Annotated in this window: 12 protein-coding genes and 1 riboswitch; of the genes, 5 read left to right on the top strand and 7 right to left on the bottom strand. The window is 41.5% G+C overall.

Translation table 11 applies throughout. The features are described 5' to 3' along the window. Positions 1-414: 414 nt before the first annotated feature. Positions 415-518: riboswitch (purine riboswitch) on the top strand. Between the two features lie 175 nt (positions 519-693). Continuing rightward, complete coding sequence (locus ACFVSH_RS17125) at positions 694-1,575, top strand: 5'-methylthioadenosine/S-adenosylhomocysteine nucleosidase (protein WP_260287104.1); 882 nt, start codon at positions 694-696, stop codon at positions 1,573-1,575. A gap of 79 nt (positions 1,576-1,654) precedes the next feature. Here ACFVSH_RS17125 and ACFVSH_RS17120 read toward each other — a convergent pair whose 3' ends face one another. The 3 genes from ACFVSH_RS17120 to ACFVSH_RS17110 all read right to left on the bottom strand — a co-directional run bounded on the left by ACFVSH_RS17120 (position 1,655) and on the right by ACFVSH_RS17110 (position 3,453). Beyond that, positions 1,655-2,035, bottom strand: coding sequence for a hypothetical protein (locus ACFVSH_RS17120; protein WP_387707027.1), 381 nt, complete (start codon positions 2,033-2,035; stop codon positions 1,655-1,657). Between the two features lie 186 nt (positions 2,036-2,221). After that, complete coding sequence (locus tag ACFVSH_RS17115) at positions 2,222-2,947, bottom strand: ZIP family metal transporter (RefSeq protein ID WP_387600412.1); 726 nt, start codon at positions 2,945-2,947, stop codon at positions 2,222-2,224. 167 nt (positions 2,948-3,114) lie between these two features. Beyond that, the gene (locus ACFVSH_RS17110; RefSeq protein WP_260287100.1) at positions 3,115-3,453 is read right to left on the bottom strand and encodes a hypothetical protein; all 339 of its coding nucleotides are present in this window, start codon (positions 3,451-3,453) and stop codon (positions 3,115-3,117) included. A 197-nt stretch (positions 3,454-3,650) separates the two neighbouring features. Here ACFVSH_RS17110 and ACFVSH_RS17105 point away from each other — a divergent pair, with 197 nt between their 5' ends. After that, positions 3,651-4,145: a L,D-transpeptidase family protein gene (locus tag ACFVSH_RS17105; protein ID WP_387600998.1), complete on the top strand. Its 495-nt coding sequence runs from the start codon at positions 3,651-3,653 to the stop codon at positions 4,143-4,145. A 70-nt stretch (positions 4,146-4,215) separates the two neighbouring features. Here the strand turns inward: ACFVSH_RS17105 and ACFVSH_RS17100 are convergent, their stop codons facing one another. The 4 genes from ACFVSH_RS17100 to ACFVSH_RS17085 form a co-directional block, all read right to left on the bottom strand. Continuing rightward, positions 4,216-5,673: an Msr family ABC-F type ribosomal protection protein gene (locus ACFVSH_RS17100; protein WP_387600408.1), complete on the bottom strand. Its 1,458-nt coding sequence runs from the start codon at positions 5,671-5,673 to the stop codon at positions 4,216-4,218. Between the two features lie 740 nt (positions 5,674-6,413). Further along, positions 6,414-8,015: a sodium:solute symporter family protein gene (locus ACFVSH_RS17095; RefSeq protein ID WP_387707026.1), complete on the bottom strand. Its 1,602-nt coding sequence runs from the start codon at positions 8,013-8,015 to the stop codon at positions 6,414-6,416. After that, positions 8,016-8,156, bottom strand: coding sequence for a hypothetical protein (locus ACFVSH_RS17090; RefSeq protein ID WP_214793556.1), 141 nt, complete (start codon positions 8,154-8,156; stop codon positions 8,016-8,018). It lies immediately after the preceding gene. Positions 8,157-8,252: 96 nt separating this feature from the next. Beyond that, the gene (locus ACFVSH_RS17085; protein WP_387707025.1) at positions 8,253-10,019 is read right to left on the bottom strand and encodes a sigma-54 interaction domain-containing protein; all 1,767 of its coding nucleotides are present in this window, start codon (positions 10,017-10,019) and stop codon (positions 8,253-8,255) included. Between the two features lie 340 nt (positions 10,020-10,359). Between ACFVSH_RS17085 and ACFVSH_RS17080 the strand changes: the two genes are divergently transcribed. From ACFVSH_RS17080 to ACFVSH_RS17070, 3 genes are all read left to right on the top strand, one after another. After that, complete coding sequence (locus ACFVSH_RS17080; RefSeq protein ID WP_387707024.1) at positions 10,360-12,318, top strand: oxidoreductase; 1,959 nt, start codon at positions 10,360-10,362, stop codon at positions 12,316-12,318. A gap of 175 nt (positions 12,319-12,493) precedes the next feature. Continuing rightward, a complete protein-coding gene (locus ACFVSH_RS17075; RefSeq protein ID WP_034309806.1) occupies positions 12,494-12,712 on the top strand; it encodes a helix-turn-helix transcriptional regulator in 219 nt (72 codons plus the stop codon). Positions 12,713-12,729: 17 nt separating this feature from the next. Continuing rightward, complete coding sequence (locus tag ACFVSH_RS17070; protein ID WP_387707023.1) at positions 12,730-13,122, top strand: hypothetical protein; 393 nt, start codon at positions 12,730-12,732, stop codon at positions 13,120-13,122. Positions 13,123-13,224: the final 102 nt, after the last annotated feature.

The raw sequence follows: 13,224 nt of genomic DNA, 5'->3' as shown, positions 1-13,224 counted from the left end.
CAAAAAATTCCAGTTAGATTTCAGACAGCCCCTCCCTTTCCGCCGACTGTCTGCCAAGCCCCCTCGACGCAAGCGTCTGTGGGGTCTCGGCTAGCCGGTTATTCGGCAGGAGTGTCTCAAATTTCTTTCATCCAATGAGGTTTTCATAATACTAAAAAACCATAGTCTTGTTTTAAAATTGGTTCGGATGAGAACCTACCGAATCTTCTATCTCTGACTTGGCCTTTAAATTATACTATTCGAAAAGCATCCACATAATGATTGTGTCCAAACCTTCACTAAAACCCCATTTACCTTTTAAAAAATCAACGTTATTATCGAATTACCCCTCTCCAAATACGAACATTAATTTATATTTATATTTTAATGTTCACTTTTTTATTGATTATCTATCATTTATTTGTTATATTAGCAAAGTAATAATCGTAATTTACTCGTATATGCTCGGAAATATGGTCTGAGCGTTTCTACCTGGTTCCCAGTGAAAGAACTAGACTACGAGTTAAAGTATTCGGCTGCCCGCTTTCTTGAGCAGTAAATGATTTTGCATGATAATCATTTTGCTTAATCATCTTTACTTTGACTATCGTAGGTCTAGAAGGCAGTAATCATTCTGCCGTTCTGGACCTTTTTCTTTGGCCTCAACTGCGAGTGTATCAAACAATCGAATAATATGTTTTAAGGAGAAATTATATGAGAAAAAACATGTTTAAAAAGTACACGATATTAGGAATCATTACATTACTTTTCGTATCGGTGATTGCAGCATGCAGTTCTGCTTCCAAAAATGAAACGGCCGAAAAAAAGACTCAAAGGCCTATCATGATCCAAGGTCCAATGCCAATCGAGGCTGAAAATTTCGCGAAAAGGTTAAAAAATGTTAAAGAAGAAAAATCAGGTGATTTTGTATTTTACATTGGAACGTTAGACAATTATCCTGTAATCGTTGCAAAAACAGGTAAAGGGATGGAAAACACGGCTGCCGCTACAGCATTGGCCATTGAAAGATATAACCCTATTGCCATTATCAATCAAGGGACATCAGGCGGACATGATCCAAACTTAAACGTTTTTGATATCGTTTTAGGAAAAAGAACGGTAAACCTAGGTTCATTGAAAACGGCAGATAAAACTGAAAACCAAGGAATTGATCCAACCATTTGGAAACCGATGGACCTAATGGCTTCTGAAGGAAGTGCAGGAGAAGATCCTAACGCTGAAAAGCCACGCTTCTACGAGGGAGATAAGGATTTACTCGCTGCTGCTCATGCAGTTAAAGATACTTACACAAAAGGTAAGGTTGTCGATGGCACTATCGGTTCTGCAGACGTTTGGAATAATGAAGTGGATCGGATTAAGTGGTTCCATACGAAATATGGTACATCTGTCGAGGAAATGGAAGGAGCTTCGGCTGCCCAAATCGCAAAAGCTTACGATGTTCCCTTCTTAGGTATACGAGTGCTATCCAATAATAAAGTGAATGGCGGTAAATATAACCCGAATACAGCAGCAGCCAATCAAGAATATGTTTATGAAGTGGTCAAAAAATATATCTCCACGATGCCAAGCAAATAAGGCCGGCCCGGAAGCATAGTATCCCTATAACCAAATAAAAGAAGAGCACATATTATATACGATAATATGTGCTCTTCTTTTATTCGCTGAGGGCTGTATCCGATTCTTCCTCCTTGCAAAGTAATAGGCTGAGGTTATTCAACGTATAGAGTCTAGCGGTAAAAATGAATAAATCGCTGTAGTTGTTTTCAACGTACTCTTCAATGATCCCCATCCCTTTCCTGAATCTTTCAACTAATAAATGCGTGTAGTTTTCATCCCATGTAAACCGATTGATTCGTTTAAGTTCATCTGCCAATACTTGAAACTTGAACTCCTCGACAAGAAGCTTCAATTGATACAATTTATCTCTATTTAAACAAAAGCAATTATTTTCATTTTCATGATTTTCACGGACGAATGTAATGAAACCATTCATATTATCAGCCAGCATATTCGCTATTCGCATCTCGAAGTTCATTTCTAACATCCCCTCAATGTCTAAAATCTATATGAAGAGTGTATGATTTGAAATGATATTTTAACACCAACAATTAATTCTTTTAAGATAGATTCCTTTATTTCGCCTATGCATTTCCTACTATGATAGATTTTAAACAAAAAAATTGCCCCCTTTCTTTCCAAGGGGACAATCACTTTTTCGTTATCACATCGAATCCAGAACCAAAGAGATAAGCAGGCCGGCGGCGGCGAAAATGCCCGTCATCGGTCCTCCGTCTTCATATGCTTCAGGCATCATCGTCGAGGCAATCATGGCGATGATTCCGCCGCCCGCAAATGCTGCCATCGCTGCCAGGATATAGTCCGGGGCATGATCGAGGAATAGATAGCCCGACATCGAGGATAGTGCCGAAATGAGCAATACGGATAACCACAGCAGCATGATTTTCTTCTTCGAATACTCACTTTTGAGCAGACCAGTTGTACTTGAGAGCCCCTCCGGAATATTACTTATGAAAATGGCAATGACCAATAACCAGCTTACCGAGCCACCGCTTATTAAGCTTGCGCCAATCATGATCGACTCCGGTATGGCATCCATCACCGTCCCGATGAAAATGGCTAGGCCCGCTTCCTTCTTAGAGCTATTATTGGACCGTTTCCTTTTATCCGCACCTTTTTTGGAAATAAGAAAATCCAAGGCGGTAAATACGGCGGCCCCTGTTATGAATCCGATCCCCGTCGCCCAGATTCCTCCATCACTCACCGAATCGGCAAGCAGCTCATATGCCGCTGCACCGATCAATACACCCGTACCAAAAGCCATAATATAGCCAATGATGTTTTTCTTTATCGGAATGAATATGGCGGCTAATGCGCCAAGCAGGACAGCAGAACCCGAAACCCCTCCCCAAAAGACCGCATTCCACATAGAATTCCCCCATTTCCTTTTTATAGGATAGTGTACCCTGGTAGATGCTGGGGTAAACAAGGGGCTGCTTTTTGTAAATTCCAGCAAAAAAAAGCAGTTATATTCGCTGCCATGGTTTTTGTGTATAGAATAGTAGATTCTTCATGACTATCCTGCCCTTCGCTGCCTTATATGACTGATATTTGCGGTTTTCCTTCTTCTCTTTCACTAACCTTTTCTATTTTATCGACAAACATTTGAAAAACCTTTCTCTTTTCTTCCAGCTCTTTTATCGATTCTTTCAATTCATTCAATTTTTGTTCAAAAGGTTTATGATAGAGCTCACGGATATTTCGAATGATTTCATCATTTATAGTGGATTGTACAACTTGTTTGGTAATATTGAACTTATAGGAATAAACCTGAAGATCACGCTTAACTTCTTCATATTCCTTTTCTATCCCTTTTAACACATCACTGATTTCTTCATTCCATTCTACTAAAGCATTTTTCACATGTTCCTCCACCTTTATTCCCCCTCTTTAACAACAAAAAATTCATTTCCATAAAAACTTATTTTATCAAAACTTCATTTCGGTTTCTTTTCGGCTAAGTTACTTAACATATAAGTTTCATTAAAAACAGATAACAGCGAGTTACGAAACACTTTTGAAAAATCACATAGAATGAAACATGACAACCATAACCTATGGAGGTGTTCAGACTGATTCATACAGTTAAACCAGGTGAAACACTGACACAGATTTCCAGGGACTATCGGAAACCGCTATCGGCAATCATCACTGCTAACCCGAACATCAATCCAAATGTCATTTATCCTGGTCAACCCATCCTGATCCCCGGTTTTCCCCCTCCTGATACCATTCCATTTAGAATCGATGTATCCGTTAACAATCGTAAGCTAAGGCTGCTAAAGAATGGCGTACTGCAAAAACAATACCCGATTGCTGTTGGAAGAATGCTATTCGGTACACCAGTAGGACAATTCATCATCATTAATAAAGTCCCCAACCCCGGAGGCCCATTCGGTACAATGTGGATGAGTTTATCAAAAGAGCACTATGGCATTCATGGAACGAATGATCCCAGCTCGATCGGTAAAGCTGTCTCAAAGGGCTGTATTCGCATGCATAATCGGGACGTGGAGGAATTATCAAGGATTGTTCCAATCGGGACAATGGTTACGATTCATCCTTAATGTGTTTAGGAATGATGATAAATAAGCCGATGGAATTGTCCCATCGGCTTATTTTGGCATGAACGTAAAATCACACTTGAACCAATTTCTTCGCCTGAATTTTATACTGAAGATCTGCTACATGGTTTATGAACGCTTGATCATGCGATACAAATATAATCGTCCCTTCATATGCCGCGATAAATCGTTCTAATGCTTCAGTGGCCGTAATATCCAGAAAATTGGTCGGTTCATCTAAAAGCAGAATGTTGTATTCGCCTAAGAACAACTGACAAAGTTGGAGGCGAATCGCTTCGCCGCCACTTAATGACTGAACACTTTTCAGTATATCCGTCCCAACAAACTGCATCGAATGCAGGATGCTTCTTAAAAATCCTTCATCATATTCTGACCGGTTTCCCAAGAATTGCAGAACCGTTTCATCTCTTGCAAATCGATAGCTCATTTGACGGAAGTAACCTATTTTCGCTTTTGGAGAAAGCGCCAAGCCTGCGCCATCATCATTCGCAATATGGTGAAGCAAAGTACTTTTACCGCTGCCATTGCTGCCTGTAATGGCTATTTTTTTACCGAGCGGCAGCTGGAAACTCACTTCATCCAATAATACTTTCTCCTTCACTTGAAGAGTCAATCGGTCTGCCATGATCGGGAACTTATTATGCAATTCCAATTGCTTTGACTGGCGAAATACGATTCGCCTTTCCTCTTGTACAGCATCGACTTCCTGAAGCTTTTCCGCTCGCTGCTCAATTGCCTTCGCTGCACGTTGTGCGGCTTTTTGGCTTGTGCCTTTCGATTTCGTCATGAACGTCTTATTCGGTTTTGCATTCGCCTCTTTTTTCGATAACCTTCCAGCCTGGGCGATTTTTTCAGCTTTTTTCATTTTTTCCTGCGCTGCTTTTTCAAGCCGGCTCTTTTCTTTTATGAATTGTTCATGAGCCTGCCTCTGTTGTTCACGTTGTAACTGCTTCTGTGCCATGTACTCGCTGTAATTTCCTGAATATACGTGTACCTTGCCTTCATGCACTTCCCAAATCGTTGTCACAAGTTCATCCAATAAAGCCCTGTCATGACTAATTAATACAAGCGCACCATAGTAATAGCGTAATTCATCAAGTAAAAACGAAATCCCGTCTTGGTCCAAATTGGTTGTCGGCTCATCGATAAGTAACGCTTCAAAATAGTGGGTAAACAATTGGGCAAGCTTCAGCCTCGTTTGCTCACCGCCGCTTAGCGACCCTGAATATCGCGGAACTGCCAATTTTCCCAGTAACGCCGGATCAGCCTCTGCAACAGCAGGCGCTTCTACTTGCTCAAAATAACCACGATCAACATACCCCTTTACTTTTCCGCTTGCCGGTTGAATTTCTCCGGCAAGTAACTTCAATAACGTACTTTTTCCTGTACCATTTTTCCCGACGATGCCGATGCGGTCAAATTGATGTACAGCCAATCGTTCAATCTTCAATATCTGTTTATCTAAATATGTCACTTCGACATTTTCCAATTCAAAGCATATTTGTTCCATATTCGCTACCTCCGAAATTTTTGATTTCGTATCGATAGCTTGGATCGATACGAGCTTCTATTTCAAGCTCGCATCAAAAGAATAATAAGAACTGCAATGTACATTCCCCCCGTCTTCAAAGTCACCGCTGAATGATCACATATTCGAAATTTCCAAACTCGTGAAAAGTAACAGCATCATGTAAAAATCCCTCCAAAACAAAAAGTACACAGAAGGCTCTGTGTACTGAAAAAAACCGCATAGATATCCGGTAGAACGACAAAACTCCTACAACATATCCATCCTATACACACAGCAAATAACCCCTTATACAAAGTGGTTTTTTCCATAATATGTGTGTATATCAGTATAGATGTAAAAATGCCACGTTTATCGCTCCTTTCAATTCTTGCCCCTATTCTAACCAGAATATTTCCAATAGTCAATATTTATTATAATAGATGATTAATGACTCCTGTCTGCGTTCGCCAAGAAAGGAAAAAGAACCACTCATCCCTCCAAGATGGCAATGGTTCTTCTTCTGATTCTTCTGATTAAGAGTTATTAGTTGTGACCAACCACTCTTGCTAGTTGTCAGCCTCATGTTCCAGCATGGGGCTGTTTTTAGTTTATGTTAATATAAGGATATCATACCCGAATTTTAAAGTGAATATTCATTGAAAAATAGACAGGGTGATACATAGTTTGAATTTTAGCTAGTTTTCAGAAAAAAATGACAGGGATCCCCCCTGCCATTTCCATCAATTCATACTGATCGGCCAATAATAAAACACTAGCGTAACCATGATGATCATGACGCCGCTGATCATTAAATAGGCTGGGTATCTGCGGGTGATGTTCATTTCTTTTTGCTCGTCTATTTCAATAGGAGTTTGAAGGATATTGGCTTGAAACTCCCTTTCTTCGATGGTGATCGTTCCATACTTGGAGCCAATGATGAGTGCACCTATGCTTAAGATTAAACCTATGATGACAGGATTGAGGTAAACGGGAAGGCTTATTCCGAACATGCCGAGGCTTTCTCCGAGAATCACGCCAAAGAAGCCGAATACGATGCTCCAAAAGGCTCCTTCTTTCGTTACCTTCTTTGAAAATACGCTTGATATGGCAATCGGCCCCCATGATGCCGCAAATAATGTAGCCGCAAAGTAGCCGATCCACATGACGGCAGGCGGCTGGAACAATCCAATCAATAGAATGATCAAGCTGATCACGACCATGGAAATGCGGCTGGCCCGTAATAAATGTTGATCTGTGTATTCCTTTTTCCGTGATTGTTCCATGATATCCCGTGTTATGCTGCTTCCTATAATCTGAAGGAAGCTCGAACAGGAAGATAAAGCCGCAGCCATGATGCCGCTGACGATGATGACTCCAAGCCATGTCGGGACAATATTCATCGCTGCCCAAATGAATACCTTTTCCGTCGGAGCGATATCCGCTTTAATGGTGGTAATTGTCGAGATGCTGATATGAAGGAACAAATAGACGGTTAAAATGGATATCGTTGCCCATACGCCGGCCCGGATGGCTACGTGTTCATTCTTAGCCATCAAATATCGGCTGCTTTGCCATGGACTCACTGCAATGACAATGCCCCAGACCAAGCCCATGATGACTGCCCAGGCCAATGCTTCCCAAGGCGTGCCCATCGTTGCGCCAGATCCGGTGATGCCATGCCAGCTTAATAAATCAGGCCGTTCGGCCAGGTTTGCCGCTTTAGTAATGGCATCAGGGAATCCGCCTGCTGATTTGATAATATAAGGAAAGCTAAGATACGTTGCGATCGAGAATAAAAAGAACATCACGGTATCATTCACCATGACCCCCTTCGCACCTGAGAGAATGGTAAAGGATGAATACACGACCCACATGATCACCAGGGCCATTGGATAGGAAACCCCGGAAACCTCGGCCAATAACACCGCTGCCCCTTGGGTAACGGCAACCAAGTATGCTGCGATTCCGAGAATCGTCGTGATGGCCGCTGCCAGCCGGACCTTCTTCGAATGAAAGCGGTTACCAAAAAATTCAGGAACGGTCAATGATTTGCTTCTTCTTAAATACCTGCCAAACAGGAATACCCCGAAAATATAGCCGCTTGCATTAAAAATAACGAGGATAAGCAGCAGGATCGGATACCCTTCATAGGAAAATCCCGCTTCTCCCATGAAAGATACCGTACTTAGGAAAGAGGCAACAAGCGTACCGGTTATCATCAATGTGTTTCCGCTCCGTCCAGAAACATAATACTCCTCTGAGCTTTTCACTTTCCTGAATAAGAAAATGCCAATCGAGACGTACACACAAAAGGATACGATAATACCAAGCAGAAAGGCCACTTACATCCCCACCTTTTCAATCGGATCTTTTGCTTTTATTTCTTCTTGGTTCTTTTTCATTTTCACCAGGAACACCTTTGTGATCCACCCCATGACAATTAAGGAACCCCCATAACTTAAAGAGAAAATCAACTCACCCATTTCTTGACCCCCTTATCAAAATAGAAATAATCAATAAAGAAATATGCAATATCCATACCAAGTTTTTGAATATTCAGATTTCAATAGAGGTTGATTTTATTTATCATCATGATAGCTAAATTGGTATTTGCCTAGTTTGCGCATGATCGTCGTTTGGCTGACCTCCAGGGCTTTGGCCATTTTCCGGGTAGATTTATAGGTGGAAAGGGCCTGGGACAATAATTGCTTTTCCGTTTCCTCTAACGCTTTTTTTAAGGGAATGATTCCTGTTAAATTGACTAGCGCCGTATCTTTGTAGGTTAAGTCGGAGGGCAAATCCTCTATCGTTACGATAGGTTTTCTAGCCGTCACGACAATCTGTTCAATTACATTTTCCAACTCACGAACATTGCCCGGGTAATCCTGCAGCTGCAGAATTAACTTCGAATGATCATCGATCGTGATGGATTGACCGTACTTTTCATTGAATTTCTTCAGAAAATAATCGGTCAATAATAGAATATCTTCCTTCCGCTCACGCAGCTGCGGTATTTCCATTGGAACGACATGCAGCCGATAATAGAGATCTTCGCGAAACTGATTATTTTTGATCATTTGCTTCAAGTCTTTATTCGTAGCGGAGAGAATGCGAATATTCACCTTTTTCTCCTTCGTACCTCCCACCTTCATGAACGTTCTCTCCTGGACCAGATGCAGGATTTTCACTTGAATGTCGAGCGGCATTTCCCCGATTTCATCAAGAAACAACGTGCCGCCATCAGCACTCTCAACAAGCCCTTGTTTCCCATGCTTATTGGCTCCCGTAAATGCACCGCTTTCGTAGCCAAACAGCTCGGATTCGATTAATGCCGATGGAATCGCGCCGCAATTCACTTGAATGAATTTATTATCCTTTCTACTGCTAAGATCATGAATGACCCTTGCTAATACGCCTTTCCCGACTCCGGTTTCACCATGGATGAAGATCGATGAATCCATCGGTGCGACTTTTTCAGCTAATTCCAAAACCTTTATCATCTTATCCGAATTTGTAATGAAGTTATTGAACGAAACGGTTCTCGAATTCTCATGCCGGGCTCGCTTGTTCCTAAGATTCACTCTGTTCAATTTACTCTTCATCTCAACCAATTCGGTGATATCCCTGGAATTCGAAACGATTCTATATAAATTCCCCTCCTCATCAAAAATCGGCTTCGCTGTGCAGAATACAGTCAACCCATGCGGGTAGGTTTGCTCCGCTGAATGGATCGCTTTCGTTTTCATGGTCTTTAATGTAACCGAATTGACGATCAGCCCCTTTTCAACTAACTCTTTAATGTTCTTATTAATAAAGGCCTCCGGCGGCAGCCCTGTAAGCTTCTTACACGCTTCACTCACGAATAACGTGTCCCCGTTGGCATCGGTCACGAAAATTTCATCATAGCTGGAATCCAGGATTTGCGTCAGCTCTTTGACCTTCCTTCTTGTCACCTCAAGCTCTTCATGCAGTGATTCATTTAAGCTTATTAAGCTCTTAATCTTCTGTTTAAACAGCATTTCCCTGACTTCAGTGATCGGATAGCATCTATATTGGTTATCGCCATGTTGAATCACAAAATCATAGGTGCACATATCCTCTTCACTTAACTTATTTAAATTCTCCACAACGACAAACGATGTATTCAGATAAGCCGTGATTTCTTGATCATGACCCTCACTATCCAATCTCTTCAAAAAGAAACCTTCATCTAAAATGCCGAGGATTTCCAAGTGATTTTTCATGACAATAAAAGGAGAAGAATTGATTTTCAATAAGGATTTTATATCCAAAATAGAAATATCGGAAAATACAATTAGTGATTCTTTTTTTACTTCCGTATCCACACCATCACCCCATCATTCGATTTCGAACCGATTTTGTTACACTTTTTGGGGCGGCAAAGAAATAAGCGCCCCTCTCATTAGCAACGAATGTCCATATACCAACCAAATTTAAAGCTGAACCTTTTATGAATCACCACTTTTCAAAAAAGGTTCAGTTATCTATCTATAAAATACTAGATTCATGGGCCATACCCTCTTTATAAAAGTAAAAGGACGATAAAGAATCCAAATTCCCCATACGGCATGATTATTGCATATTGAACCTGTATAGGGATAGGTAGAGGGCGATTGGTGCCCTCTATACTCTCATTCTATCTAACATTAGGGAGTGGTCATGATTATGGCTCAATTCAAGAATCTGTTTACCCATTTAACGATTGGCTCTACTGAATTAAAAAACCGGATCTTAAGTACAGCACATCAAACAAATCATGTCACGGACGGAATCCCCACTTCGGATATGGTCGCCTATCATGAAGCCCGCGCCAAAGGGGGCGTCGGATTGATCATCCTTGAAGCGGCATCCGCACATCCATCCGGCATGCTTACGTCCAAAACGATCGCAGGATATGACGAAAGAATCGTCGATGCCTACAAAGAGATTTCCGAAACGCTCCATAAGTATGGAACGAAGGTTTTCTCGCAGCTATTTCATGGCGGACGGGAAGTCGTATCGAGCGACTACCGAAATGCGGCATGGGCGCCATCAGCCGTTCCCAGCCTGCGCTTCGGCGTCATGCCAAAACCAATGAGCTTAGAAGATATTGAAGGAGTGATTGAGGGGTTCGCCCATTCAGCACAGCTGGCAAAGGAAGGCGGACTTGATGGAGTTGAAATTTGCTGTTCACACGGATATCTTCCTGCCCAGTTTTGGTCTGTGCATACAAATAAACGCACCGATAACTACGGCGGATCGTTTGAAAACCGGATGCGATTCATCGTGGAAATTTTGGAGAAAGTATGGGAAAGAGTCGGAGAAGACTTTACCGTCGGCATTCGCATGAGCTCGGACGAACTGACGATGGACGGAACAACGATGAAGGATTCCGTACAAATCGTTGAATATCTCGCGGAAAAAGTCCGGTTGGATTTCATCAATGTCACGGCCGGAGATTCAAGCACATTCGAGGGATCAACACATATCGTGCCGCCATCACCGATAAAGCACGCATACCTATCACCACATGGATTCAAAATCAGGATGGCAGGAGCCGTACCTGTCTTTGTCGGCAATCGAATCGTCGACCCCGTTGAAGCCGAACAGATCGTATCAACCGGAAAAGCCGATGTCGTCGGAATGACCAGGGCCTTAATCGTCGACCCTGACATGCCCAACAAAGCAAAAAAAGGCGACCTGCAAGCAATCGATGCATGCATAGGCTGTTTACAAGCCTGTATCGGTCACTATCATAAAGGACTGCCGATTGGCTGTGTCCAAAACCCGACAACAGGTAAAGAAGCATGGATATTACCAGAATTAAAGAAAACAAGAAACAAACAAAATGTCCTCGTCATCGGTGCAGGACCCGGCGGATTACAGGCAGCCATAACAGCCGACTACCTCGGTCATTCCGTTACACTGATCGATCAAAGCAAATCAATCGGCGGCCTGCTCCGCACAATGCGCAAAGCACCGATGCGGCATGAACTCGCAGAATCAATGCTCGATAACTACTCTCGGAAATTAATGAGAAGCAAGGTAAATGTGCAATTAGGAAAGACCGCCACCGCCCAAGAAATATCCGAAGCGAACCCGGACGCCATCATCTGTGCAACAGGCTCACGGCCCTATACACCAGCCATCGAAGGAATCGATGACCCTCGGATCATCATGAGTGATGACCTCTACAGCCCAACAAAAAAAGTCGGGGACAACGTACTCGTATTCGACTTCGGCGGAGACTGGCCAGGAATGGAAGCGGCCATCTATCTAGCCGAAAAAGGCCATGGAGTCACACTCATATCATCACGACTGCACATCGGCGAAACCGTCCACCAATATCTCAGGAACGAATACCTAAAAAAACTATACAACCTAAACGTCAAACTCCTTCCCCACTACGACATCGGGGCAATCAAAGAAGATCACGTCATCATCCGGAACCTATTCACCCAACAAAAAGAAGAACTAACCAACTGGGACTCCATCGTCCTCTCCCTTGGCCGCATTCCCAACACAGAACTATTCGAGGAAATGAAAGGTTATGCGCCTATTGTGAAACAGATTGGGGATTGCCTTGGTCCGCGTACCATTGAGGAAGCTACGCATGAGGGGATGATGAGTGTTATTAGTTTATAAGGGAAAGAGACATCCTTTGGGGGATGTCTCTTTTTTGATTATATGGGTCTGGCACGACTGGCTCATGTTTTTAATCTTCTTGTCTACTTTATCTCCAATCAATTCCTTTCATTCTTTAAAATGTATTCTTTTCAATCCATTTTGTATATAATACTATACATAAGAGGTGGGAAATTTGAAAAGAGGAAAAGTAAAAAACAACGTGCGATATTTTCGAAGATTACATGATTTTACTCAAGAAGAACTTTCGGATCGAATAGGTGTACATAGACAAACCATTGTTGCTTTGGAAAAACAAAAATACGAACCCTCAATAGGAATTGTTTTAATGCTCTCTGCTGTATTAAATGAACCAATCGATAAATTATTCTTTTTAGAGGAAAAAACAGATTAAAATCAGGAGGGATCTTTATGCGTTTGAAAAAGTGGATGATTTTAGTTGGTTATATGTACTTATTCTTTTCCTTTGGATATTCATGTTATTCAAATTTCACAAACGGTGGTAACTTATGGTTTTTATGGGGAATAGCTTCTCTTGTTATTGGTTATCAAGTAATCAATTTCTTAGTCAAGAGGAAAGATGATAAGTGGAACAGTAGTTACGTTGTTGCAGATCAACGTATTTTTCGTAAAATTCTAATTTCTCTCTCTATATCATATGTTTTTATTCTAATTTTTTTATTGATAGGAACAATTGGATTCTATAATGATTTTATATCAGGCTATAATATTTTGGTCGGAGCTATTATTTCAAGTTTGTTAGTTTTTATGATTTCACAAATTGTGCAAAGTTTTATACACTAATCCAAATAAAACTTCATAAAGGTTGTAAAAAGGTTAGTAAATCCTCCCTTATAGAATTGTAAGGTAAAAAATTATTAGGAGGATTATACATGACAATCATTA

Origin of the sequence: Peribacillus sp. NPDC058002 (assembly GCF_042886655.1) — a bacterium.
In the GTDB taxonomy this organism is placed as follows: Bacteria; Bacillota; Bacilli; order Bacillales; family DSM-1321; genus Peribacillus; species Peribacillus aracenensis.
This window is presented reverse-complemented; position numbering and strand designations above follow the sequence as displayed.